The following is a 23587-nucleotide window of genomic DNA, read 5'->3' on the forward strand; positions in this document are numbered from 1 at the left end:
CCCGGCGGTTTCCAGCGGTGGCTGCTGGTACGCCGCAGTCTCACCCCGAACGATCAAGGCGAGCGTGAACTGGCCTTCTACCTGTGCTTCGGACCCGCAGGCACCCCACTGGAACAGCTCGTCCGCATCGCCGGCTCCCGCTGGGCCATCGAGGAATGCTTCCAGTCCGCCAAGAACGAAGTCGGCCTGGACCAGTACCAGGTCCGCCGCTACGACGGCTGGCACCGCCACATCACCCTCGCGATGCTCGCGCACGCTTACCTGGCCGTCACCGCCGCGCACGCCCCAAAAGCACGAGCGGCCTGGTCCCCCTCACCCCAGCCGAGATCCGCCGTCTCCTGGCACATCTGACCAGCGCCGTCACCCACCCCATCAACCAAATCCTGCAACGCGCCCTGGCATGGTCACACCACCGACGAGCCCACCAAGCCCGCGCCCGCAGCAGCCACTACTGGAAACGCTGGCTTCGCCACAACAAGATCCAGCTATAGATCACAAAACATGACTGTAGTACTAGGCAGTGTGACTGCGCCGACGCCGACGCGAGCCGGGCCTGAGCGAGATCCTTGAGAAGGGGTTTCCGCAGGGGATGAACGTGCCTGACGCCCCTAGATAAAGGGTCAGGCACGTTCGTCGGGAGCCCCTTTGCCTTACATGCCTGACACCTGGCTCTGTAGGTGAATTTGAGAGCCGGATGTCGGTCAGTGGCTCTGTGACGCTCGGTGGGGCTGGAGCCGTGTTAGCGAATTCCAGAGCCACTTGAGGGTTAGCGGTGCGAGTATCGAAGCGTTACTCCGTGTGAGGAGACGCTGGTGACACACCCCCAGTCCAAGGTGGAGGTATTCGCGGCGATTCGTCGGGATTCTCGTGCGGGGCTGTCGGGTCGGCAGATCGCGATCAAGTATCGGTCAGCCGGAACACGGTGGCTGAGGCGTTGCGTCAGCCGTGGCCGGAGCCGAGGAAGAAGATGGCGCCGCGGGCGAGTCGGCTGGATGAGTTCAAGCCATTGATCGACGAGATGCTGCGGGCCGATCTGGATGCGCCGCGCAAACAGCGGCACACGGCGAAGCGGATCTTCGCGCGGCTGGTGGATGAGCACCAGGCGATGGAAATCTCGTATTAGATCGTCCGCGCCTACGTCGCTCGCCGGCGGGGCGAGATCCGGGTCGAGGCAGGACGGGGTCCGCCGGAGGCGTTCGTCCCGCAGTCGCATCTGCCGGGAGTCGAGGCGGAGGTCGACTTCGGGGACGTGACGGTGCGGATCGCGGGCGAGCAGGTGAAATGCTTCCTGTTCTCGTTCCAGTTGTCGTATTCGGGCAAGGCGGTCCATCGGGTGCTCGCCACCGGAGGCCAGGAGGCCTTCCTCGAGGGACACGTCCACGCCTTCAGAGTGCTGGGCGGAGTCCCGACAGGCAAGGTTCGCTACGACAACCTCAAGGCCGCGGTCTCCAAGGTGCTGGGGTTCACCCGGGCCCGGACGGAGTCCGCCCGCTGGACGGCGTTTCGAGAGCACTACGGGGTCGAGGCGTTCTACTGCCAGCCGGGGATCAAGGGCGCCCACGAGAAGGGCGGGGTCGAGGGCGACATCGGCTGGTTCCGCCGCAACCACCTGGTCCCGGTTCCAGAGGTCGGCTCGCTGGATGAGCTGAACGAGATGATCGACCGCTGGGACGAGGCTGACGAGGGACGGCGGATCGGGGCGCGGGCCAGAACGGTCGGCGAGTGCTTCGCGATCGAGCGGCCGCTGCTGCGGACGGTCTCGGAGGAGCCGTTCGAGACCGGGCTGTTGCTCCCGGTCCGAGTCGATCGCTACGGCCAAATCACCGTCCGGACGAACCGGTACTCGGTCCCGGCCCGGTTCATCGGCCGCCAGCTGCGGGTCATGCTGCACGCCTCCCACCTGATCGTCTATGACAGGCAGCAGGTCGTCGCTGAGCACGATCGGTTGTTCGCCAAGGGCGGCCGGCGCCTGGAGCTGGACCACTATCTGGAGGCCCTGATCCGCAAGCCCGGCGCGCTGCCGGGCGCGACCGCTCTGGAGCAGGCGCGGGCCGCGGGCAAGTTCACCCCGGTCCACGACGCTTGGTGGGCGGCGGCTTGCAAGGCCCATGGCGACCGCGACGGCACCCGCGCGCTGATCGAAGTGCTGCTCCTGACCCGTCACATCCCTACCGAGCATCTGGTCACCGGCCTGGCCGCCGCGCTGCGGGCCGGCGCCCTCACCGCGGACGCGGTCGCCCTGGAGGCCCGCAAAGCCGCTGAGGAAGACGAACAAGCTGCTCCCGAGCCCGCCCAGCACGACAACCACGAGGCAACGGTGATGTTCCTGACCGAACGGCGCCTGGCCCAGCTTCCCCGCGACACCCGACCGCTGCCCTCGGTGACGGCCTACGACCAGCTCCTCAAACGCGCCCGGCCGCCCGGCGAGCGCCCAGCCCAAGGAGGAACACCATGAGCGTCCCCCACCGCGGCATGACCGAACAGGCCGCCCAGGCCTCCATCGATCAGGCCTGCCGGATGCTCCGCCTGCCCAGCATCCGCACCGCCTTTCCCGAAATGGCCGAGCAGGCGACCCGCGAGCAGATGTCCTACCTGGGATTCCTCGCCGAACTCCTACTGACCGAATGCGACGACCGCGCTCGCCGCCGCTCTGAACGCCGCATCAAGGCCGCCCGGTTTCCCCGCGACAAGTCCCTGCGCGCCTTCGACTTCGACGCCAACCCCAACATCGATCCCGCCACCATCCACACGCTCGCCACTTGCGAATGGGTGAAAAAGGGCCAGCCTCTCTGCCTGATCGGCGACTCCGGCACCGGCAAGTCCCACCTGCTCATCGCCCTCGGGACCGAGGCCGCAATGAAGGGCTACCGGGTCCGCTACACCGTCGCCACCAAGCTCGTGAACGAACTCGTCGAGGCCGCCGACGACAAGGTCCTCGCCAAGACCGTCGCCCGCTACGGACGCGTCGACCTGCTCTGCATTGACGAGCTCGGCTACATGGAACTCGACCGGCACGGCGCCGAACTCCTCTTCCAGGTCCTCACCGAACGCGAAGAGAAGAACAGCGTCGCCATCGCCAGCAATGAGTCCTTCTCCGGCTGGACCCGCACCTTCACCGACCCGCGCCTCTGCGCCGCGATCGTCGACCGGCTCACCTTCGCTGGCAACATCATCGAGACCGGCACCTACTCCTACCGCCTTGCCCAAACCCGAGCCAGAGCCGAACAAGCCAGCTGACCACACTCACAGAGGTGGGACCGGAATACGCCAGAAACCTGCCGTGGTGACCGGTAAGCGCTGGTCAGCGGGTGGCCGAGCTTGGACTGACCAGATCACTCCGTCACGGGCAGGCACTCGGCAAGCAGGTCGACGACGTCGCGCCAGGCTCGCTGCGCGTGCCGTGGGTGGTAGCCGACGCCGGGGACCACGGCGTGGTCGACCGGCGGGTGGTGGAAGGCGTGCAAGGCGCCGCCGTAGACCACGAGGCGCCAGTCGACGCCCGCGGCCTGCATCTCGGCGGTGAACGCGTCCCGTTGCGCGGGCGGCATGATCGGGTCTTCCGACCCGACCCCGGCCCACACCGGGCAGCGAATGCGCGCCGCCTCGCCCGGTCGGCCCGTGGTCAGTGCGTTGACTGTCCCGATCGCGCGGAGGTCGACGCCGTCGCGCCCGAGCTCCAGCCCGATGGCGCCCCCGGTGCCGTAGCCGACGGCGGCGATCCGGTCGGGGTCGGTCCGCGGTTCGGCGCGCAGCACGTCGAGCGCCGCGTGGCCGATGCCCCGCATCCGGTCGGGGTCGGCGAGCAGCGGCATGCAACGGGCCAGCATCTCCTCGGGGTCGATGAGCAAGCGCCCGCCGTGGAGGTCGAAGGCCAGCGCCACGTATCCCAGCTCGGCGAGCGCATCGGCTCGGCGGCGCTCGACGTCGCTGAGCCCTGGGCCCTCTGGTCCGAGCAACACCGCGGGGCGGCGCCCGGTGCCGGAGGGCAGCGCAAGGTGCCCGATCATCGTCAGGCCGTCGGCCTGGTACTCGACCGTGTGGGTTGTCACTGTCGTCATGAGACGGGACTGTAGTGATCGTCGAGCCAGGCCGGGCCGGTGTTCACCGCTGGCAGAGTTCACTGCTGGCAGAACAGCGCGGGTGTGCCTCTGAAATGCGGCGATGGCTCACAAGGTTCGTCACAAACCCCGTTCTCGCGGCAGCGTTATCGGATCACCTCCCTGGCCACGGTGCTGGAGACTGACCCTCGCGGCAGGTTTCTGGCATATTCCGGCCCACCCCTCACACAGCGTCACGAGAGCCATGCCCCAGACCCACGGGCATGGCTCTCGTTTTCACCAACACTCAAGGCAGTTGATCAGCAAGTGGCTCTCAAACCGACCGACACATGGCTCTCGGATCCACCTTCATAGCCAGACACCTTCTTGGCACCCCAGATAACCACTGCGCCCGTTGCGGCATCGAAGCCCACCTTCTCGGCGGCCGCCTCTGCGAACGCTGCACCCTGCATGACCGGCTCGACATACTCCTCGATGACGGCACCGGACGCGTCAATTTCGCGCTCGTCCCGCTGCATCACCTACTCACCGACATGCCGCGATCGAAGAGCGGGCTGGCCTGGCTCAGAAGCACAAAGGTCCAGAATCTGCTGACCGCGTTAGCGACCGGAGACATGCCGCTCTGCCACCAAGCGTTCCACGAGCATCCCGATTGGCGGCCCGCGGCGCATCTCCGTGACCTGCTGATGTCCTGCGGCCTGCTACCGACGGTCGACAAGCACCTCTTGCACGTCGAAAGCTGGCTGCAACGGCGCCTGGCCGAACTCGCCCACCACGAGCACCTGCCGATCCTGCAGCGGTTCGCGACCCGGCACCAGCTGGCCAAACTCCGAGAACGAGCCGCCCGCCGCCCGCTGACCAGCAGCACCGTTCCCCTGGCGACGCAAGAGTTCAACCGAGCCCACGAGTTCCTCCTCTGGCTCACACAGCGCCAATGCCCTTTGGACCGGTTGAGCCAAGTTGACGTCGATCTCTGGCACGCCACTCACAAACCTCACGAGCATCGTTCCCTGTGCGCCTTCTTCACCTGGGCGATACGCACCAGACGCGCGCCGCAAGGGCTCAACCTGCCACGGCTGAACCGGCCGGAAGGCCGACCGCTCACCCAGCACCGGCGGCTCGAACTCCTGCACCGGACTCTGGACGACAAGGCAGGCCCCGTCTGGTCCCGAGCCGCGGCCTGCCTCATGCTGCTCTATGCCCAGCCCGCCGGCCGCATTGTCCGGCTCACCCTCGATGACATCATCCATGACTCCGCCGGCCAGCCCCTCCATTACAGAAGCCTCGCCGACGTCGTCCGCGACCTCGGCATCTCCGGCCAAGCCGCCCGCACCGCCGCCCTTCGGCACTTGGTCCTCCAAGCTCCCGCTCCCGTCATCGCGCAGGCTCTGGGCTTCCACGACAAGACCACCACCCGGCTCGCATCCGAAGCGGGCGGGACCTGGAGCCGCTACGCCTCAAACGATCACGCTCAGTGAACAAAAGCAGAGACAGGAGCGCGAACTCAGATCACTCGATCAACGATCTTTACCAGTCTCGGAGGCCGATACAGGCGTGGATCTCGACCGAGCTACCGGCTGCGGCGTCTCATTCTCTCCGGATCAGCAAGAAGGCCCCGAGGGCGATCAACACGATCCCCAGCAGGACCACGGTCGCACCGATGCCGATCAGGATCGTCCCCAGGAGGACGAGGATCGTCCCAATGACGAGAAGAAAGATCGCGAGGACGGTCACGGCGGCCTCCTGTCACCCTTCCGCCCGACACCCTTCCCCCCTCCAGCGCAAACACTCTGCCCCCGACCTCGGAAGACGGGTCTCTGGACACGGCTAGCGGCCTCTGCCTCGCCGGCTACGTCTGCGAGGTGACCGGCGGCCGGTGGCTGGTCACCGCGGATGATGAACTACGCCGACTGGATCGACGACAGCAACAGCCCTGAGCGGCGGGCCACCCGCCGACCACATTCCCGGCCTGGAGGCCGCCGCGGGCGTCCTGTGCACCCCGTTCGCTGACCCCGCCCCTGCGGTTCGCCGCTGGCTGGAGCAGCGCGCCGACGACTGGCAGCACGGCACCAGCAACGCCCCCGACCTGCCTGCGTACCTGCGCGTCATGGTCACCGAAGCGTGGATCGACTACGCCGCCACCATCGACCTGGGCGTACGCGGCGACACCCCGCAGGACAGCGCGCCGCACGCCGTCACCCCAAAGGTCGTCTTCCACGCCCGTCTGTGGGACGGCCGCCAGATCGACACCAGAGAGCGCGACGTCCAGCTCGCCGCCGACACCCCGGGACTGCCGAGGCGACCTTGTGACACCCGGGCCTGCGCCTGCCCGGGTCGCCGTCATTGGGCGAAGACGCAAAGGCCCTCTCGTGTAGCAATCCGCGGCGTGATGCGACCCCAGACCACGCAGGCCAACACCGACCCACAGCAGATCACCCCCTCCCACGCGCCGGACGGCGTCGACCCCGGCCCGCTGCAGCGGCCCACGATGACCGTGCGCCAGGCGGCCGCCGTGCTCGGCATCGACCGTGGCGCCGCCTACGACGCGGTCCGCCGCGGCGAGCTGCCCGCGCTGCGCATCGGCCGCAAGATCCTCATCCCCACCGCGCCGGTCCGGGCCATGCTCGGCATGCCGCCCCTCGACGGCGAGCACTGAGGTGGGCCTCCGCCTGATGGTCGAGGTCTTCAACCACGCCCCCACCACGCTGACCTGGCGCGAGCTGTTCGTGCTGCTGGCCCTGGCCGAAACAGGCCCGCGACGCCACCCGGCTGTGCCTGCCCGGCCTGGAGGACGACCGCGTCTTTCTGCGCCGAGCCCGGCTCAGCCGCAGCCAGCGCTACGACGTCCCGGTGGGCATCGCGAAGTGGATCGGGGAGCGCGTCGCCGCCATGGGTCGACACACCGCTCGGGAGGCCGATCGTGGCCGATGCCGACGATGAGTTCGCGGATGAACTTTGCGAACTCATCGTCGCCGCGATCAGATCAGTGCATGGTGTCGGCAACCTTGATCATGCTGTGTTCGATGAGGAACCTCTGGTTGTACATGTAGGACTCGTAGGAGCTGGCGCACTGGTAGATGATGGCGCGGTCGCCGTTGTTGCGGGTTGAGGTGATGTCGAGGCACATCGGCCTGCTGGTGCCGAGGGTGTCGGCGACCATGATCTGGCCGTGCTCGATGACGAACTTCTGGTTGGCGTGGATTGGGCTCAGGCACTGCCAGAGACGGACGTTGTCGCTATTGTTGCGGGTGTTGCCAGCGTCCAGGCACATCGGCCTGGCGGTGCCGGCGGTGTCGGCCACCTTGATCTGGCCCCCGTCGATGACCCACTGCTGGTTGGGCGTGAAGCTGTCCCCGGGGACAGCGCACTGCCAGATCACGACGGGGTTGCCGTTCTGGCGGCTGTTGCCGGCGTCCAGGCACATGGTTGGCTCGGCGGCATACGAGGTACTCGGTGACAGGGTCAGTGATACGGCCGCTGTTGTGAGCACGGCGCCAAGCGCCAGGCCGGCTCTTTTCGCCACCGTGCGAAGTGTTGCGGTGCGGTTCATGGGCAACATGAGTTACTCCGTTTCCGTATCGAATTGATTACAGAGCGTGATACTCGGTGCTCCGGCCTCAACATTTCCCGTCCGCCGCACCGCGCTCGACTTGATCAACTCCAATCCACCCATCGAGCTTGACGTGATGCGAATCGGCTTTACCGGGCGTTGACGGATAGTCGCCGGTGGAGCGGCTCCGCTCACGCGCCACGGGCGACACTCCCGCGCTGCTCGACATGGAGATGGCCGCGCGGGCGCACGGGTTCCGCACGTTCGAGGAGACCGTGGCCAAGCTGCTCGCCCTCCTCGACTAGGAGTGTCCTGAAGATCTTGATGGTCTGGCCAGGGTGGGATCGAGGATGCAGACTCGGGTCATGATGGGTCGTCGGAGGGTTCCGGCCGGGCCTGAGGCGTGGGTGGTGTGCCGGGAGATGATCCCGGCTGGGAGCGTGTTCGCGTTCCTAGCCGAACAGCGGCGGGTGTTGTTCCCGCCGCTGGCGTTCGCGGACATGTACGCGCCGGTCAACGGGCGTCCATCGGTGCCGTCGGGCCTGCTGGCCACGGTGGTGGTGCTGCAGGCGCTGCATGGTCCGAGCAGCCCGTCGTTCTCCGGCGCCTGCCGCACCCCGACGGCACGATCCATCTGAGGCAGTGGGCATCCCTACAACGCCACCGCCACCGTCATGGACGCCTCGACGCTCGGCTGCAGCGGTGGCTGGAGGCCCTGCCGGGCTGGAGATGGGAAGTGCCGCTCGCACCATGCGCTGACCCCCAGCCGATCGTGCGCGCATCGCGTCAGGGTCGTACCTGTCACGCACCCATGGAGGAGTAACGATGCGAGCCCTGACCTTCAACCCTGACCTCTCCTTCGAGGTCGTGCCCGACCCGGTGCCGACGCCCTCACAGGCGCTGGTCCAGGTTGCGGCATTCTCGCTCAACTTCGGCGAGATCGCTTTCAGAAGCGCGGACATCCGGCCCGGGTACGTCCCGGGCTGGGACGCCGCCGGAGTGGTCGTCCAGGCCGCCGCCGACGGCTCAGGTCCTGCCGTCGGTACCCGCGTTGTCACTTTTGGCTGGTCGGGGGCCTGGGCGGAGCTGCGCGCCGTGGACACCGCCGAGCTGGCCGTCGTTCCCGAAGCCGTCGACCTGGGGCAGGCGAGCGCACTGCCGGTCGCCGGGGTCACGGCGCTGCAGGCGGTCCGACGGCTCGGCCCGGTGGCGGGCCGCCGCGTCCTGGTCACCGGGGCGTCCGGAGGTGTCGGCCGCTTCGCCGTACAACTCGCCGCCCGTGCGGGAGCCCGTGTCGTCGCCTCCGCCGGCAGCCTGGCCCGCGCGCAAGGCCTGCGTGAACTGGGCGCCGCGGAGATCGTGATCGGTCCGGAAAACCTGGAGGGCCGCGTGTACGGGGTGCTGGACAACGTGGGCGGGCGGCAGCTCGCGCAGGCGTTCTATCGGCTGGAGGACGACGGCGTCGCGATGGCCATCGGACGGGCGGCCCGCGAGAACACGATCATCGACTTCGAGCTCGCGGGCACGCGATCGGCGCGGGGGAGGATCGAGAACTTCAACGTGATCACGCCGTTCGGCGACGACCTTGCTCGCCTGGTCGAACTGCTGGCGGCGGGCGAGCTGGTCGCGCAGGTCGGCTGGCGCGGGCCATGGAACATGGCGATGGAAGCCGCCGATGCCCTGCTCGCCCGCCGCGTCGCCGGAAAAGCGGTCCTCGACGTATGACCTGTCGAGTCGCGCTGGGCGATCGGTCCCGCCTGTCCTTCAGAGTCGGCATACTGAACAGGCTGCTCCACTGTGCTGTCCCCGCACAGGCAGAACGGGGCGCCTGAGCCGTCGCCGTCGACCGCATGAGTGGCATTCTTGGGGCGAACGATTTGGCGTCAAAGACACCCTCTCAGGGCTGAAGACATCTTCCCGCAGACGCTCAACGCCTGGCGCAGCGACCAGCTCGTAGGAGTGGGCGACGAGGTCCTTCACCAGCTCGGCGGTGATCTGCCGGCCCTCGCCCAGGGAGATCCAATGCTTCTTGTTCAGGTAGCGGCCCACCATGATCGATTCGTGCCGTCGCCGCAGCGACCGCGCATGTTCGGGCTCGGCCTTGACGGTGATGATCTGATCCTGTGGGTCGTCGGTGACGATGAGGAAGACCTTTCCCGCCACCTTGTAGACGTCAAGCTTGTCGGTGAACGGCCGGCCATGGCTGACGCCGGGAAGCTCCTCGGCCGTGCTGCGGGCCAGGCGCTGAAGTCGGTTGCCGGTGATGGACATGGCGTCCTCAGCGGGTGTCGAACCGCGCCGGGTCGACTGGCCTGCGCCTTTCCGTTCATCGCGGGCCGCCCCCTCGGCGGTCCTCAGCGCCGGCGTACGCGGGCCAGAAGGGGCCGCGGATCCCACAGCCCCGGCACCGCCGCCCGTTTCGATCATCCGCGCATGCCCATCCCCAGGAAACAGTGCCCAGCGCTGCAACTGGCCCTCGCAACGGCCGGGAAGTGACACAATCGAGGAACTCGGCAAGGCCGTCAAGAGCATCTTCGTCGCCGAATACGTCGCCTCCCAAGAGCTGCGCCGGGAGATCCACGAGGGCCTGCAGGTCGTGGAGAACTGGAACTCCGCCAACACCGACCTGTTCCGCTGCAGTCCGCGCTGGTGTTTCCCTCGGTGTCCGGCAATTCCTCGAACGAGGCGTACCGGGCGACCCCTCATCACCCGGGTGAGGGCGTCGTCGCGTCCGCACATGAAACGGATGTAGTCGCCGGCGGCCAGCCGCCGCAGGCTGGGGTACTGCACCCGGACCTCGATGGTCTTGGAGCCGTCGGCGACCAGGTCGAAGTAGCGGTGGTAGAGGTTCATCTCACGGGCCCGCAGGCCTGGCGCGGTGGTGGCGGGGCGACCTTCCCACCTCCCGGATCGGTCCGCGAGGAGGCTGAGTGCAAGAACCAGCGGTTAGTTCCAGCAAGTTCGGCCGACCCATCGTTACCGCCGAGGCGATCGGCTGGCGCACGCGGTCTTCAAGGCGGCCGCCGACACCTCACCCGGCACGATCTGCGCGGAACCGACGACACAGCGTGATTCGCCGCGAAATGTCCTCTCGCACTACTGTCGCGTGTGCGGCGTCGGCGGCCGCCAGCTTGCTCCGGAATGGCGGCCGTCGAAGCGACGCCTCGGTCTGTCTCGCCAGCTCCCAACGTGAGAATGGGCGCATCCACATGGACGATCTGGAGACCCTCATGGTTTTCGCGAGTTATGAAGAAGCGCACGCGAAGGTGCGCGAGTTGTGCGTCGAGCACCTGGGCGAGCACATCGGCGCGCAGGTCGCGGCGCTGGCCAAGCCCGCCTTCGGCCTGCGCCCGGTGAAGCCCGGCATCGAGCCCGCCGGCCTCGGCCGCTGGGGCGGCCCGGCCCTTCTGAACCCTGGGACGCCGTGGCCCGACTACGACGGCGTCCCACTGAGCCTCTTCGCCGTCCTGGACGTCGACGCCCTCGGCCCCTGGCTGGCGGACGAGCGCCCGCCCGTCGGCGACCAGCTCCTCAACATCTTCTACTGCGACCCCGACCCCGGCCGCGGATACGAACGCGGGAACGCCCCCATTCCTGACTACGAGGGCCCGCGATACTGCCGGATCATCCCGGCGGACCCGGCACAGGCGATCGAGGTGGACGCGCCCGCACCCGCGACGATCCGCGACCCCGAGCCGTTCTACGCCGTGCCGGTCATCACGATTCCCTCCGCCCAGGGCGTCACCTACGACCCGGTTCTCGACACGCTGGATTACGGCGGCGAGACCGACGGATCCCCGTACTACGGATCCCTGCCCGGCTGGCTGGTCGGGGACAAGCTCGGCGACGCCTGGCGCGACTTCTGCCACCAAGTGCAGGGCCTCTACCAGTACGAGGACGTGAACTTCTCCCCAGACCAGGCCTTCGGCTGGCCGTACCTGGAGAACACCTTCCCCCTGGAGAAGATGTCGGAGGACGAGCCGTACCGCCACATCATCACCATTGGCCACTTCGACATGGGCGACGGCGGCTACATGCACTTCGTCCTACCGGCGAAGGCTCTCCGCGAAGGCGACTACACGCAAACAGTCGCCTTCTTCGAAGGCTTCTGACGCTTCTTCCCGCGCTCTGGGCGCACTGTCGCTCTGCGCGGCGGACACGTCACGCTCGCCGCGGCCACCGACGCCTTCTGGCCACCCCGCGCACGGCCAACCCCAACAGGCTGATGCCGATGGCCAAGTCGCGACACAAGAAGCCGGACAACCTCCGCCGCTATTTCAAGCGCTCCCCCGACGCCATCGTGGAAATCACCAGCCTCCTCGCCCCCGGCGACAGCAGTCGCTGATCGCACCGCCTGCTATGCGGAGGCGTTGGCCCACAGCGCGGTGCTGTGGTCATCGACGAGAGCACTGATGCGGGTGAGCACGTCGCTGACCGGCTGTGGGTCGAGTCGGCGTCCGTCACGCAGACGCAGTGCGACGTGATCGTCAGCGGCCTCCTTGGCGCCGATGACCGCTTGGTAGGGAACCAGGCGGGCCTCTCGGATCCGGGCGCCCAGAGTTCCGCGGTCCGGTCCCGCGATGTCGGCACGCAGTCCGAGGTCGGTGCATCGCTGGGCGAGGGCCGCGGCGTTCGGCAGTTCGGCGTCGGAGATCGGGAGAATCACCAGTTGGGTGGGGGCGAGCCAGGCGGGGAAAGCACCTCCGTGCTCTTCGATGAGATGGGCGACGGCTCGCTCCACACTGCCGATGATGCTGCGATGGACCATGACCGGGCGATGTTTGGCGCCGTCCGCGCCGATGTAATGCAGGTCGAACTGCTCGGGCTGGTGGAAGTCGACCTGGACGGTGGACAGGGTGGACTCCCGGCCGGCGCCGTCGGTGATCTGGACGTCGATCTTGGGGCCGTAGAACGCGGCCTCTCCCCCGGCCGCCTCGTAAGGCAGGCCGGAGCGGTCGAGGACGTCGGTCAGCAGGGCGGTGGCCCGTTGCCACTTCTCGGGAGCTGCGATGTACTTGCCGCCAGGGCCCGGGAGGGAGAGCCGGTAGCGGGTCGGGGTGATGCCGAGCGCCTCATACGCCCGGCGGATCATCTCCAGCGCGGCTTGCGCCTCCTGGGCGACCTGGTCCAGAGTGCAGAAGATGTGCGCGTCGTTGAGCTGGATGGCCCGCACCCGAGTCAGCCCGCCGAGCACGCCGGAGAGTTCGGAGCGGTACATGCCTCCCAACTCGGCCATGCGCAGGGGCAGCTCGCGGTAACTGTGGGAGCTCGAGCGGTAGATCACCGCGTGATGAGGGCACAGGCTCGGCCGCAGGACGACCTGCTCTCCTCCGAGGTCCATCGGGGGAAACATGTCGTCGCTGTAGTGCGCCCAGTGCCCGGAGATCTCATACAGCTCCCGCTTGCCGAGGACCGGTGAGTACACGTGGCGGTACCCCGCTCGCCGTTCGGCGGCGCGGATGTACTCCTCCAGGGTGTGCCGTACGGTCGCGCCGTCGGGCAGCCAGTACGGCAGGCCCGCGCCGATCAGCGGGTCGGTGTCGAACAGGCCCAGTTCACGGCCGAGCTTGCGGTGGTCATGCATGGCGGTCTCCTCGCGGATATCGGGCGAGTGACCGCAAGACGAAGCCCCGGGGCACTCGCCCCGGGGCTTCGAACTGAAGACATCTGTCAGCGCGCCGGGACACTCTCCGGCGTCGTCGTCACAGCAGCGCGCTTCATGCTGGAGACGTTAGCAGGCCGTGGCGATGTCCACACGCTCATTCCTCGTCAAGGGTGCCCGGGTCAGCGAGGGACGGAGGGGTTGTTCAGGAGCCGTCCGGGCGTGGAGTGAGGAGGACGACGGGTATCTCGCGTTCGGTCCAGGCGGCGTACTTGGCGAAGTCGGCGTACAGCTCGACCAGCCGAGGCCACAGCACGGCGCGTTCCTCGCTTGTCGCCTCGCGGGCGTGGACGGCGAGAGGGCGGCGGCCCTTGAGGTGCACCCGGGTGTCGGGGTGCGCTGTCAGGTTGTGGTACCACTGCGGGTTGTTCGGCAGGCCGCCTTGAGAGGCGACGACGACGAGGACATGTCCGTCTTCGAGGTACAGCAGCGGGGTGGTGAAGAGCCGGCCGGACTTGCGGCCGCGATGTTCCAGGAGAAGCGTGGGGACGGGCTTACGGAACCCGGCTCCGACGCGCCATCTGCCGCCGACATGCCCGCCGGTGAGCTTGAAGAGCATGACCTGGACGCGAGCCATGCGCGCCAACCACCCCACCTCAGTGCGATCGACGCCATTGTCGCCGCATTCGCCGAGCTGGCCGACAGCTTCCCCGACCACTACCGCCAGATCCGTGAACTCGCCCGGCTCACTCGCGACTCGACCACGCTGGACGCCTGGACCCTGCGTGCCTACCGGCGCTATGAGGACGCCATCGCCGCCCTGATCGCGGACCGGATCCCCGGTCGCGCCGACGACGACCCGCGTCCCCGCATGGTCGCCTCCCTCACCATGGCCGCCGTGCGGATCTCCCTCGACGACTGGGTCAGCGATCGTGGATCACTGCCCGACCTCATTCACCGGGCCCTGGGAACCGTCACCATCAGCACGCCGCCGCCCTCGCCGCCTCTGCCGGCGCGCCCGAGCTCGCCACGACCACCAGATGGAACGCTTCTATGATCATCTGAGCCTGTCCGGCGGCGGGATCAGGGAGGAAGGTGATGCGGCCTCGGCTGCGGCGGCGTGACTCCCCCGTCTGTCTGTCCGCCGCCGTCGCTCTGGCTACCCACCGGTGGCCTGCGCTGCACCGGCTTTCCATCCGCTTCCGGCCTCTTCTCCGGTGGGGGCCTGGGCCGACCCGACGTAGCTTCACGGTCGGTGGCGGCCTTGAGGCCCGGGTCGGCCGCCGCGAACGTTCACCTGTGGTCGCGGAGGAAGGCGGAGATGTCGGCGCGGGTCGGGTAGTTCCGCAGGGGCGACGTCTCGCCCTGGAGGAACGCCGTGATGACGGCGGCAGCGCGCTCGTTGTTGTCGTCGAGGCCGTTCCACATGCGGTGTCCCACACCGGGCATGTACTGGGTTCGCTCGATGGCGGGATCGGCGGCGAGGATGGCGGTCTGCCATGGGCGTGTCTGTGAGGAGCATTCGGCGATCATCAGCATCGCGGGGGTCCGGGAGCGGCTCAGCTCGGGGGCGATGGAGGGCGAGTCCCTGATCGTCTGCTGGATGCGCAGGCTCGCGGCGGCGTTGAAGGAGAAGTTCTCCGCGGTGTCCTCGACAGGGATGCGGCCGGCGTCCCGCGCGCAGTAGGCGGAGGCTGTGTCGCTGCCGAGATCGGCGGCCTTGAAGGCGTTGACGCCTTCGGCCTGCGTGATCAGGCCGGTGTCGGGCGGGAGGAGTCCGAGTTGGATGAGGCCGAGCGCGACGGCGTACCGGGGGACGCGCGTCGCCCGCGGTCCGGTCGGGGCCGGTACGAGGCCGCGCGCGGACGGTCGCCCCTGTTGCCCGCTGATCAGCGCGGTGGGGCCGTCCATGGGGCCGGGCTCAGCGATGATCGCCCGATGTACGCGGGCGGCGGTGTCCGGGGCGGCCAGGGCCCGGGTGAGCACGATCGCGCCCGCGGAGAATCCGAGGACGTCGACCGGACCCTTGTCCAGGCGATCGATGAAGGCGGCGAGGTCGCGTACGGACCTGGAGATCGTGTACTGCTCCATGGGCAGCAGGTCACTCCGCCCGCCGCCGGGCTGCTCGAAGGCGTACACGTCGTAGCCCTGTCCGGCCAGGAGTCGCAGGAATCGGTGGTCGAGCACGGAGACGGAGCGGACGGGCCCTCCGTGGAGGTACACGAGCGGTGTGGGATGCCGGGGGGCGTCGGCGGCGGGGGGATAGTGGTAGACCGCGACCCGGCTTCCCGTGCTCAAGCTCCAGTGTCTCGTCGCGACGAATGGCAGGTCGGGCGGGTACTGCCGGGTCGTGGGGGCGGTGGGGACGCAGACCGACGCCGTGAGCGCCGCAGCAACGATCACCGGCGCGAAGGGCCACAGCCGGCTACGCCAGGTACGGCCGCGGCCTCGCCACAGTGCGGCGATGATCCCGGTACCGAGGGCGGTCAGCCAGGCGGCGAGCCCGGAGCGCGCGCCGTCGGTCAGAACGATCAGGGCGAGAAACAGCCCGGCCAGCCCCACGACGGCGAGCAGAGCCAGAAGCAGACGGCCGATGAGGCGGAGAGGAACGGGGAGAGACACAGTTTTTTCCAAACGCCGTTTCAAAACAATGTTTGGATACGCTATCACCTCGGCTAGGCTGGTCGTCGTGGGAAGGCCGAGAACAAACGACGACACCGTGAAGGACCGCCTCATCGACTCCGCGACCGAGATGTTCGCCACCCGTCCACGGGAGTCGATCACTATCCGCGCCCTGGCCGCCGCCGCCGGGACCGCGACCGCAGCGGTCTACTCGCTGTTCGACGGCAAGGACGGGCTGATCGCCGAAGTACGCGACAGGGCGGTTGCCGGACTGTTCCGGGAACTGTCGGCGGTACCGACCTCCGATGACCCCCTCGCCGACCTCTATGCGCTCGCGGTCGCGTACCGGCGATGGGGACGCGAGCACCGCCACCTCTACACGGTGTTGTTCGGCGGCGTGCAGAGCTTCGACCCGTCCGGCGACGTGGGCGCCGCAGATCCCGTCAGGCCGCTCATCGAGGCGATAGACCGCGCTCGGTCGGCCTCCGTGCTCTCGGGTGACGCGACCTCCATCGCGCTCTCACTCTGGGTGACCCTGCACGGTCTGGTGACTCTCGAACTGGCCGGGGCCCTCGACACCGCCACGGCCGAGACCACCTTCCGCTCGACGATCCCCGCCGCGCTGCGTGGCTGGGCGGCTTGACCACCGTCTTGCGCATGCTCCGTCGCGACGGACGGCGTCGGGCTCGTCGACGGACTGCTGTTCCGCCCGCGCATCGCCCCCGCGCCCAAAGACTGGGCGGAGCTGGACCAGCGGCTGAGCAAGCTCACGCCGCAGGCCGGCTTCATCGCTGGGGGCCGTGGCCGAGCGCATCGCGAGCGGGGCCTTCGGCTGGGACACCACGCTCACGATCACGCCGGAGCTGAAGAGCCCGGGGTCGGGTGAGCTGCGGAACCGCCCGGACAACAGCAAGGTGTCGGTGCTGGAGGCCGCCAAGCTGATGATCTCCATCAGTGACAACACCGCCGCCGACCTGCTCATCCACAAGGCAGGCCGCAAGAACGTCGAGCGTACGGCGTGGGCCTGGGGCGCCCGCGACAAGCGCAACATGCCCTTGCTCACCACGCGGGAGTTGTTCGTGCTCAAGGGGGCCGACTATCCGCGGCACACCAAGAAGTACCTGTCGCTGGAAACGACCGGGCAACGGATGTACCTGGCCCTGTCGATCAACGACGCAGGGCTCGCGCTGGACAAGGCACAGGGGCCGTCCGTCTGGTTCAAGGGCGGATCGGAGCCCGGGGTGCACGACGGGGTTCCGGTAGCAATCGCGGATAATCCAACGAACCTATCTCTGAACTGCGATTATTCGCCTTCCTGGGACGGTTAGCGATCTTTGCCGCTACGGTTCGTACTGGTTGTAGCTCTTCCGTGGAGGTTGATGGGGTTGGCGACCCAGTTCTTCTCGGATGAGCAGATGGAGCGGCTGCGGTCGTATCCGGACATCGGCCGGGAGGAACTGATCCGGTTCTTCACGCTGACGCGGAAGGACCTGGGCTTCATCGACAACCTGGACCGTGGCGGCGGGCGCGGGCCCGCGGCGCGGTTGGGGCTTGCCGTCCAGCTGTGCACGTTACCGTGGCTGGGTTTCGTGCCCGATGACATCTGGGCGGTGCCGCAGGCGGCGGTGCTTCGGCTGGCGAACCAGCTGGCGGTGTATCCGGGGATGCTGGAGCAGTACGGACGGCGGGCAAACCCGCAGTGATCATCTGAAGCTGGTGCTGAAGTATCTGGATTGGAAACCGGTTCCGACTAGGGGCGAGACGCTGAAGGAGCTGGAACAGTTCCTGCTGGACCGGGCGATGGAACACGACTCACCGTCGCTGCTGTTTCATCAGGCGGCGGAGTTCCTGATCAGCGCGCGCGTGGTGCGGTCGGGCGTGGTCACGCTGATGGAGATGGTCGCGACCGCTCGGACCGGTGCGGGGGCGTTGACGTCGGAGAAGGTCGATCATCTGCTGACCAGGCCGATGCGGGCGGATCTGGACCGGCTGCTGGTGCACGATCCGGAGATCGGGGCGACCCGGCTGGCGTGGCTGACGACGCCGGCGGTGGAGGCGACGCCGACGTCGATCAAGCTGGCGATCGACAAGCTGATGTACCTGCGTGCGTTGGACGCGCATCTGCTGGATCTGTCGATGCTGCCACGTGAGCGGCGCCGGTTCCTGGCCACGTTGGGGCGGCGCTCAACGGTGCAGGGGTTGAATCGGCGCGGGGAGCGCCGGTTCCCGATCCTGCTCGCGGTCGTGGCCCAGTCCGCGGTGGACCAGCTCGACGAGGTCATCGCCTTGTTCGATCAAGCGGTGTCGGGGCGGGAGTCGCACGCCAAGGCCAAGACGGACGAGGCGTTGGCGGAGCGGGCCAAGAGGGGAGAGGCCCGCCAGCTACTGATGGATGTGATCTTGCCGGTGCTGGTCGACCCGGGCGTTCCGGACGAACGTGTCGGCGGGATGCTGCGGGAACGGATCGGGATGGACAAGCTCCGCGAGGTCGCCGCGGTGCGTTGGAAGCCGCTGCCGCGCGACCACGGTCGGCTGGCGGCGTTGGAGGCGTCCTACACCTATCTGCGCAAGTTCACCCCCAGGGTGCTGGCCACGATTGATTTCCAGGGCGGGCCCGGCGCCGCGGACCTGATGGACGCGGTCGCCATCCTCAAGGAGTTGAACCGGACCGGCGGCCGGAAGGTCCCGGCCGGGGCGCCGACGTCGTTCGTGCCCGCCCGGTACGCCGACTATCTGGCCAAGGCTCGCAAGGGCGGGGACGACACCGCGTTCCGGCATTATTGGGAGCTGTGCACCGTGCTCGCGCTGCGGGATGGGCTGCGCAGCGGGGATGTGTTCGTGCCGGGCTCGCGCCGCTACGCCGACCCGGGAACTTATCTGTACACCCCCGAGCAGTGGGAGTCCAAGCGGGCGGAGTTCTGTCAGCTGGTCCGCAAACCCGCTCAGGCGGCCGAGGCGATCGAGCAGGTCAAGGAGGAGCTCCACCAGGCCCTGGAGGATCTGGAGGAGACGCTCGCCAACGCCTCCCCGAACGACGTCGGCGTGGTCCGGATGGACGAGGCCGGGCGGCTGGTTATCCCGCCACTGTCGGCCGAGGACATCCCGGCCGAGGCCAAAGAACTGCGGGAGGAACTGTCGGGGATGCTGCCGTTCGTACCGATCGCTTCCCTGCTGATCGAGCTGGACGCCCGCACCGGCTTCCTGGACTGCTTCACTCACGCCGGCGGCCGCAAGTCGAAATTGTCGGTGGAGCAGAAACGCAACATCCTCGCCGTCCTGATCGCCGGGGCCACCAACCTGGGCCTGACCCGCATGTCGGAGGCGTGCGGGGTGTCCTACGACACCCTCGCCTGGACCCAGGAGTGGTATGTGCGGGAGGAGACGCTGCGCGAGGCGAACACAGTCCTGGTCAACCACCACTACAAGCTGGAGCTGGCCAAGAAGTTCGGCGGCGGCACCATGTCGTCCTCGGACGGGCAACGCTTCCCCGTCCGCGGCAAGAGCTTGACGGCGCGGGACATGAACATCCACGGCGGCCGGGTCCTGTCGACCTACCCATGTCTCCGACCAGTGGTCGACGTACGGCACGAAACAGATCGTGCCAACCACCCGAGAGGGCCACTACACCCTGGACGAGATGCTCGGCAACGCCACCGATCTGCCGATCCACGAGCACGCGACCGATACCCACGGCGCCACGCTGGTCAACTTCGGTTTGTTCGACCTGGTCGGCAAGGTCCTCACCCCCAGGATGCGCGATCTGGGCAGGATCACCATGCTGCGGGTCGACACCCCGGCGGCGACTAACGCGCTCTACCCGCACGCCGGGCCGCTGCTGGCCGACCGGTGGAACGAGGACCTGATCTGCGAGTGCTACCCCGACCTACTGCGGATGGGCGGATCGCTGAAGTTCGGGGAGGCCACCGCCTCGCTCATCGTCGGGAAGTGGTCGGCCGCCTCCCGGCAGAACACCCTGGCCGCGGCGTTGAAGGAGTGGGGGCGGATGCGCCGCACCATCCATGCCGCCCGCTACCTTTCGGATCCGGTCTATCGACGCAAGATCTCAAGGCAGCTCAACAAGGGCGAATCGCTGCACGCGCTGCGCCGGGACTTGCACTACGCCCAGCAGGGCACCATCGTCCGGCCCCACCTGCAAGACCAGACCGAGCAGGCATGGTGCCTTACGATCCTGACGAACGCGGTGATCACGTGGACGACCGAGTATTACGGGATGGCGATCAAGGAGCTGCGCGTCCAGGGCCGCGAGGTTCCCGACGAGCTGCTGTCGTTCATCGCCCCCGGCCACCGCGAGAACATCAACTTCTTCGGCTTCGTCGAGGTCGACATCGAAGCCGAACTCGCCAAACTGGACGACGGCTGGCGGCCGCTGCGGCCAACCCTGGTGAACGAGTCAGGCACCACCTTCCTGATCAATCCCTGACGCCTGAGCCCTGGAAGAACCATGATCGTGGCCGCCTGTCGGCGTGCGGGGCCGTATGAGCGGTGGCTCACCCCTGAGGGCCGCCGCAGGCTCAGCCTCCAAGCTCTACGGCCGGTTCCGGTTGGACATGGACATCCGGCTCCACCTCATCACTGCTTGCCGTTCACATCCCCTCACCGAGGGCGGATGTAGCCGGGCTGGCCGGCGGGCTCGCGCCGCGGCCGGCCAGCCCGGCGGCCTTCACTCGGCGGAGGGCGGGGATGGCCGGGTGTCGGTCCAGCCGGACTCCAGCACCATGTTGACCCGGTCTGTCACCTGTGGCATGCCGCCGGTGACTTCGAAGGTCAGCACTTTGGAGGTGTCGGGGTCGATGATCAGTCTGCCCCGGGTGGGCCGGCCCTGCTGGATTGGGAAGGTCACGGAGACGCCCGGCCGCCCCTGCGGATCGGTGGTCTGGCCTTCGACCCGCACTGCGGGCAGCGTCGCCAGCGCCTGGTAGGCGGCGCTGCGCACCTGTGGGGAGGCGGGCAGCTCGTACAGGAGTGATGCCAAGGTGGGCGGCAGGCCGTCCTCCACCGAACCGGCGAAATTCTGATCGCTACGGATGGCCTTAGCGGCCCGCTTCTTCAGCGCTTCGGGGTCAGCAGGCAGCGCCTCGATCTCCTTCAGGGTCAGGGGCATGGCACTCCAGTAGAGCTTCTGCTCCCCCTTGAGCCGGGTGAGCGTGCCCTCGCCGGGCGAGGTGGAGTAGACGCCGCCGTCCTTCCCCATCTCCCATTCGGTCGGCGAGCCGTCCCGGCGCCATGCCTCGACATCCAGGGGGCGTGCGGCCAACTGCCTGCGGCCGATCCAGCCTCGGCCATCCTTGGCCACCCACGTCTCCGAGAGGTACGAGGTTTCCAGACGGTAGGTGTTGCCGTTCTGGCCGTACGGTCCCGCCGAGCCCACGTACAGCTGCTTGAGATGCCAGTAGGCGCCTTTTGGGGCGGCTTGGGCCTTGGCGGCGGCGGCCAGCAGGATCGACGTGCCCGACAGGACGGTGCCGCCGGGTGTGACCGTGGGAGAGGGCGATGCGGTGGGGGTGATCTGGCCGAGGAAGACCGCCGTCGCGGCCGCGGCCGCGGCCGCTGCGAGCCCGATGGCACCGGCCCGCCACGGCAGACGCCGGACCGCTCGGTGCGGGCGCGCCTGGGTCGCCATGATCGCCACACGCAGTTCGCGCGCGCCGGGCCCCTGATCCGGCGCGTGTGGTGCCGGGTCGATGGCCCTTACCAGGTTGTCGATGTCGCTCATGCTTCCCCCATCGCGATTGTCAAGGACGCCTGCCGCTCCAGCGCCGCCGCCATCCGTTTGCGCGCCCGATGCAGCCGGGTCCGGGCGGCAATAGCCGTACAACCCAAAACTTTGGCGATCCGCTGGCTGGTCAGGCCCTCCCAGCAGGCCAGTGCCAAGACCTCGCGGTCGCGTTCGGGTAACCCGTCGAAGGCGGCGCGAACATGGTCCAGATCGACCGGTCTGACCGGCCGGTCGGCTGCCAGTTCCGCACGTAGCCGCTCAGTGAGCACGGCCCTGCGGGATTCGCCGCGCTGCTGGTTGGCCAGTACGCGGCGGGCCACCCCGTACAGCCACAGCAGCGCCTCCTCCCCCTCAGGCACGTCGCCGATGCGCCGCCAGGCGGTGAGGAACGTCTCGGAGATGACGTCGGCTGTGTCGTCGGGCGAACCGGTACGGCGTGCGGCGTACTGGTGTATCGCCGGGTAGTACGCGTCATAGACCGCTTCGAAGCGATCTCGGTGTGTCACAGAGTCTCCTTGCCGAAAGGTGCCGGACACCTAGTAAATGTCCGGCACCTCGCGGAATGTGGCAGCTGGCTATGAGCAGTTTGCGCTACTCACCCTGTAGTCCGGACGCCATACCGTCGCCGGGGCTGGTGTAGCTGGCAGCGCATCGACCGGACACCGCCACTGCCGACGCAGGTGCCCGAGGACGGGAACGCCCTCAGGGTTGTGATCGGGGCCCGGGGCTCGACCGGTTCTTAGATAATCGGCGTTATCTGGCAAATTGGCGGTCGCAGTCCAGGCGCGAGCTGGGTGGCTGTCGTCCGGCGCGGGAGCTTCGTTTCCCGGTTATCTGGCAACCTGGCGGATCAGGGAGGGCGACACGGTGGATCCGGTCATCGTCGAGCAGCTCGGCCGCGCCCACCCGCTCGCGGCACACCTGAACGACTTCCTCACCGACCTGGCCAACGCCGGCGCCTCGTTCCACACCCGGCGCGCCTACCGTGGCGACCTGATTGCCTTCGCGGCCCACCACGGCGAGGAGATCGGCAGGTTGACCGCCGCGCCCATCCGTGCGTACCTGGCCGAGATCGCCGACCTGTCGCCGGCCAGCCGCAAGCGCAAGCGCGCCGCCGTCGCCTCCTTCGCCAAGTGGGCGGCCCGCCACGACCTGCTGCAGGCCAGCCCGATGGACCGGATCGACACCGTCAAGGTGCCCAAGACGCTGCCCCGCCCCGCCGCGTCGGCCGACATCGCCAAGGCCCTGGCCGCGATCTGCACCCGGCGGCCGCGTAAGGACCTGCCACTGGACCGGCTGCGCGACCGGGTGCTGTTCGAGACCGCCTACGTCTGCGGCGCCCGCGCCTCCGAAGTCTGCGGCCTGTACGTCGAGGATCTCGATCTGCGCTTGGACGACGAACACGTCCGCATCTGCGGCAAGGGCGGCAGCGTGCGGACCGTCCTGTTGGACGATCGCGGCTACGTCGCCCTGCTCAAGCTCTACCTGGCCCGCGCCGGCTACACCGCCGGCCCGTTGTTCCGCGCGTCCATCAACGGCCGCGGCGGACCGCTGTCCTACGACGCCGCCCACCACCGCTGGCAGACCTACTGCGCGCAGGCCAGGGTCGAGATCGACATCCACCAGCTGCGCCACGCCCACGCCACCGAGCTCATCAACGCTGGCGTCTCCATCGAGGCCGTGCGCCGCCGCCTCGGCCACGCCTCCACCGAAACCACCCAGCTGTACGCGCTGCTGGACGACAAGGTCGCCGACGCCGAGATCCGCGCCGCCCGCCGACGCCGCGACCGAGCGATCCGCTGACGACAAACCGCTCAGGGCCATCGCACCCTCTTGCACCATCAGCACAGGTCAGAGATGGGTTCGTTGGATTATCCGCGATTGCTACCGGGACCCCACGACCTGGGCCACCTCGCCAGGACGGCGGACGGGCGGTCGTTCGTGGTGACGACCCTCGAGATCAACCCGAAGATCCGTTCGACGGGGCACGGACGATGTCGGAGCAAATGGGGCTGGCC

The 23587-nt window shown here is 68.2% G+C and carries 22 protein-coding genes and 3 pseudogenes; 16 read left to right on the forward strand and 9 right to left on the reverse strand.

The window, feature by feature from the left end:
* From AB0H64_RS37335 to istB, 3 genes and pseudogenes are all read left to right on the forward strand, one after another.
* Window positions 1-351: pseudogene (locus AB0H64_RS37335) on the forward strand (IS701 family transposase); the annotation flags it as partial.
* Window positions 352-812: 461 nt separating this feature from the next.
* Window positions 813-2455: pseudogene (gene istA, locus AB0H64_RS37340) on the forward strand (IS21 family transposase).
* Entirely contained in the window at window positions 2452-3237 is a 786-nt protein-coding gene (gene istB, locus AB0H64_RS37345) for an IS21-like element helper ATPase IstB (protein WP_357634421.1), read from the forward strand. Before istA ends, istB begins: the two are co-directional and overlap by 4 nt.
* Before the next feature lie 95 nt (window positions 3238-3332).
* Here istB and AB0H64_RS37350 read toward each other — a convergent pair whose 3' ends face one another.
* Window positions 3333-4058: a dienelactone hydrolase family protein gene (locus AB0H64_RS37350; RefSeq protein WP_357634424.1), complete on the reverse strand. Its 726-nt coding sequence runs from the start codon at window positions 4056-4058 to the stop codon at window positions 3333-3335.
* Between the two features lie 329 nt (window positions 4059-4387).
* On the opposite strand from AB0H64_RS37350, the gene AB0H64_RS37355 reads away from it, so the two are divergent.
* Window positions 4388-5536, forward strand: coding sequence for a hypothetical protein (locus AB0H64_RS37355; protein ID WP_357634427.1), 1149 nt, complete (start codon window positions 4388-4390; stop codon window positions 5534-5536).
* A gap of 109 nt (window positions 5537-5645) precedes the next feature.
* Here AB0H64_RS37355 and AB0H64_RS37360 read toward each other — a convergent pair whose 3' ends face one another.
* Window positions 5646-5792, reverse strand: a complete 147-nt coding sequence (locus tag AB0H64_RS37360) for a hypothetical protein (protein ID WP_357634429.1) — start codon at window positions 5790-5792, stop codon at window positions 5646-5648.
* Window positions 5793-6165: 373 nt separating this feature from the next.
* Between AB0H64_RS37360 and AB0H64_RS37365 the strand changes: the two genes are divergently transcribed.
* The gene (locus AB0H64_RS37365; RefSeq protein ID WP_357634431.1) at window positions 6166-6714 is read left to right on the forward strand and encodes a helix-turn-helix domain-containing protein; all 549 of its coding nucleotides are present in this window, start codon (window positions 6166-6168) and stop codon (window positions 6712-6714) included.
* Between the two features lie 327 nt (window positions 6715-7041).
* On the opposite strand, the gene AB0H64_RS37370 is transcribed toward AB0H64_RS37365, so the two are convergent.
* Entirely contained in the window at window positions 7042-7608 is a 567-nt protein-coding gene (locus AB0H64_RS37370; protein WP_357634433.1) for an RICIN domain-containing protein, read from the reverse strand.
* A gap of 176 nt (window positions 7609-7784) precedes the next feature.
* On the opposite strand from AB0H64_RS37370, the gene AB0H64_RS37375 reads away from it, so the two are divergent.
* From AB0H64_RS37375 to AB0H64_RS37385, 3 genes are all read left to right on the forward strand, one after another.
* On the forward strand, window positions 7785-7913 hold the full coding sequence (locus AB0H64_RS37375) for a hypothetical protein (protein ID WP_357634436.1): 129 nt from the start codon (window positions 7785-7787) through the stop codon (window positions 7911-7913).
* Between the two features lie 60 nt (window positions 7914-7973).
* Window positions 7974-8246: a hypothetical protein gene (locus tag AB0H64_RS37380; RefSeq protein ID WP_357634439.1), complete on the forward strand. Its 273-nt coding sequence runs from the start codon at window positions 7974-7976 to the stop codon at window positions 8244-8246.
* Between the two features lie 187 nt (window positions 8247-8433).
* A complete protein-coding gene (locus AB0H64_RS37385; RefSeq protein WP_357634441.1) occupies window positions 8434-9333 on the forward strand; it encodes a zinc-binding dehydrogenase in 900 nt (299 codons plus the stop codon).
* 39 nt (window positions 9334-9372) lie between these two features.
* Here the strand turns inward: AB0H64_RS37385 and AB0H64_RS37390 are convergent, their stop codons facing one another.
* The gene (locus AB0H64_RS37390) at window positions 9373-9879 is read right to left on the reverse strand and encodes an MmcQ/YjbR family DNA-binding protein (RefSeq protein ID WP_357634443.1); all 507 of its coding nucleotides are present in this window, start codon (window positions 9877-9879) and stop codon (window positions 9373-9375) included.
* On the opposite strand from AB0H64_RS37390, the gene AB0H64_RS37395 reads away from it, so the two are divergent.
* Both AB0H64_RS37395 and AB0H64_RS37400 read left to right on the forward strand, forming a co-directional pair.
* Entirely contained in the window at window positions 9878-10360 is a 483-nt protein-coding gene (locus AB0H64_RS37395; RefSeq protein WP_357634602.1) for a Tn3 family transposase, read from the forward strand. The two genes, AB0H64_RS37390 and AB0H64_RS37395, sit on opposite strands and share 2 nt — an antisense overlap.
* Window positions 10361-10817: 457 nt before the next feature.
* The gene (locus tag AB0H64_RS37400) at window positions 10818-11720 is read left to right on the forward strand and encodes a DUF1963 domain-containing protein (protein WP_357634446.1); all 903 of its coding nucleotides are present in this window, start codon (window positions 10818-10820) and stop codon (window positions 11718-11720) included.
* Window positions 11721-11965: 245 nt separating this feature from the next.
* Here the strand turns inward: AB0H64_RS37400 and thrS are convergent, their stop codons facing one another.
* Complete coding sequence (gene thrS, locus AB0H64_RS37405) at window positions 11966-13210, reverse strand: threonine--tRNA ligase (RefSeq protein WP_357634605.1); 1245 nt, start codon at window positions 13208-13210, stop codon at window positions 11966-11968.
* Between the two features lie 205 nt (window positions 13211-13415).
* Complete coding sequence (locus AB0H64_RS37410) at window positions 13416-13829, reverse strand: nitroreductase family deazaflavin-dependent oxidoreductase (RefSeq protein WP_357634448.1); 414 nt, start codon at window positions 13827-13829, stop codon at window positions 13416-13418.
* On the opposite strand from AB0H64_RS37410, the gene AB0H64_RS37415 reads away from it, so the two are divergent.
* On the forward strand, window positions 13803-14267 hold the full coding sequence (locus AB0H64_RS37415) for a hypothetical protein (protein WP_357634451.1): 465 nt from the start codon (window positions 13803-13805) through the stop codon (window positions 14265-14267). The two genes, AB0H64_RS37410 and AB0H64_RS37415, sit on opposite strands and share 27 nt — an antisense overlap.
* 236 nt (window positions 14268-14503) lie before the next feature.
* On the opposite strand, the gene AB0H64_RS37420 is transcribed toward AB0H64_RS37415, so the two are convergent.
* Complete coding sequence (locus AB0H64_RS37420) at window positions 14504-15832, reverse strand: alpha/beta hydrolase (protein WP_357634454.1); 1329 nt, start codon at window positions 15830-15832, stop codon at window positions 14504-14506.
* Between the two features lie 97 nt (window positions 15833-15929).
* Between AB0H64_RS37420 and AB0H64_RS37425 the strand changes: the two genes are divergently transcribed.
* From AB0H64_RS37425 to AB0H64_RS37440, 4 genes and pseudogenes are all read left to right on the forward strand, one after another.
* Window positions 15930-16475 carry a TetR-like C-terminal domain-containing protein gene (locus tag AB0H64_RS37425; protein ID WP_357634457.1) on the forward strand — a complete coding sequence of 182 codons (546 nt, stop codon included), beginning with the start codon at window positions 15930-15932 and terminating at the stop codon, window positions 16473-16475.
* Window positions 16476-16632: 157 nt separating this feature from the next.
* Window positions 16633-17160 (forward strand): serine hydrolase, encoded by a 528-nt coding sequence (locus AB0H64_RS37430; protein ID WP_357634460.1) that lies wholly within the window; start codon window positions 16633-16635, stop codon window positions 17158-17160.
* 87 nt (window positions 17161-17247) lie between these two features.
* A pseudogene (locus AB0H64_RS37435) lies at window positions 17248-19339 on the forward strand (DUF4158 domain-containing protein); the annotation flags it as partial.
* Window positions 19340-19430: 91 nt separating this feature from the next.
* Window positions 19431-20273, forward strand: a complete 843-nt coding sequence (locus AB0H64_RS37440) for a Tn3 family transposase (RefSeq protein ID WP_357634462.1) — start codon at window positions 19431-19433, stop codon at window positions 20271-20273.
* A gap of 240 nt (window positions 20274-20513) precedes the next feature.
* On the opposite strand, the gene AB0H64_RS37445 is transcribed toward AB0H64_RS37440, so the two are convergent.
* Both AB0H64_RS37445 and AB0H64_RS37450 read right to left on the reverse strand, forming a co-directional pair.
* Window positions 20514-21566: a CU044_5270 family protein gene (locus tag AB0H64_RS37445; protein ID WP_357634465.1), complete on the reverse strand. Its 1053-nt coding sequence runs from the start codon at window positions 21564-21566 to the stop codon at window positions 20514-20516.
* The gene (locus AB0H64_RS37450) at window positions 21563-22075 is read right to left on the reverse strand and encodes an RNA polymerase sigma factor (protein ID WP_357634467.1); all 513 of its coding nucleotides are present in this window, start codon (window positions 22073-22075) and stop codon (window positions 21563-21565) included. Before AB0H64_RS37450 ends, AB0H64_RS37445 begins: the two co-directional genes overlap by 4 nt.
* 361 nt (window positions 22076-22436) lie before the next feature.
* Between AB0H64_RS37450 and AB0H64_RS37455 the strand changes: the two genes are divergently transcribed.
* Window positions 22437-23372, forward strand: a complete 936-nt coding sequence (locus AB0H64_RS37455; protein WP_357634470.1) for a tyrosine-type recombinase/integrase — start codon at window positions 22437-22439, stop codon at window positions 23370-23372.
* The last annotated feature ends 215 nt before the right edge of the window (window positions 23373-23587 follow it).

Origin of the sequence: Nonomuraea sp. NPDC050733 (assembly GCF_040654215.1) — a bacterium.
Classification (GTDB): domain Bacteria; phylum Actinomycetota; class Actinomycetes; order Streptosporangiales; family Streptosporangiaceae; genus Nonomuraea.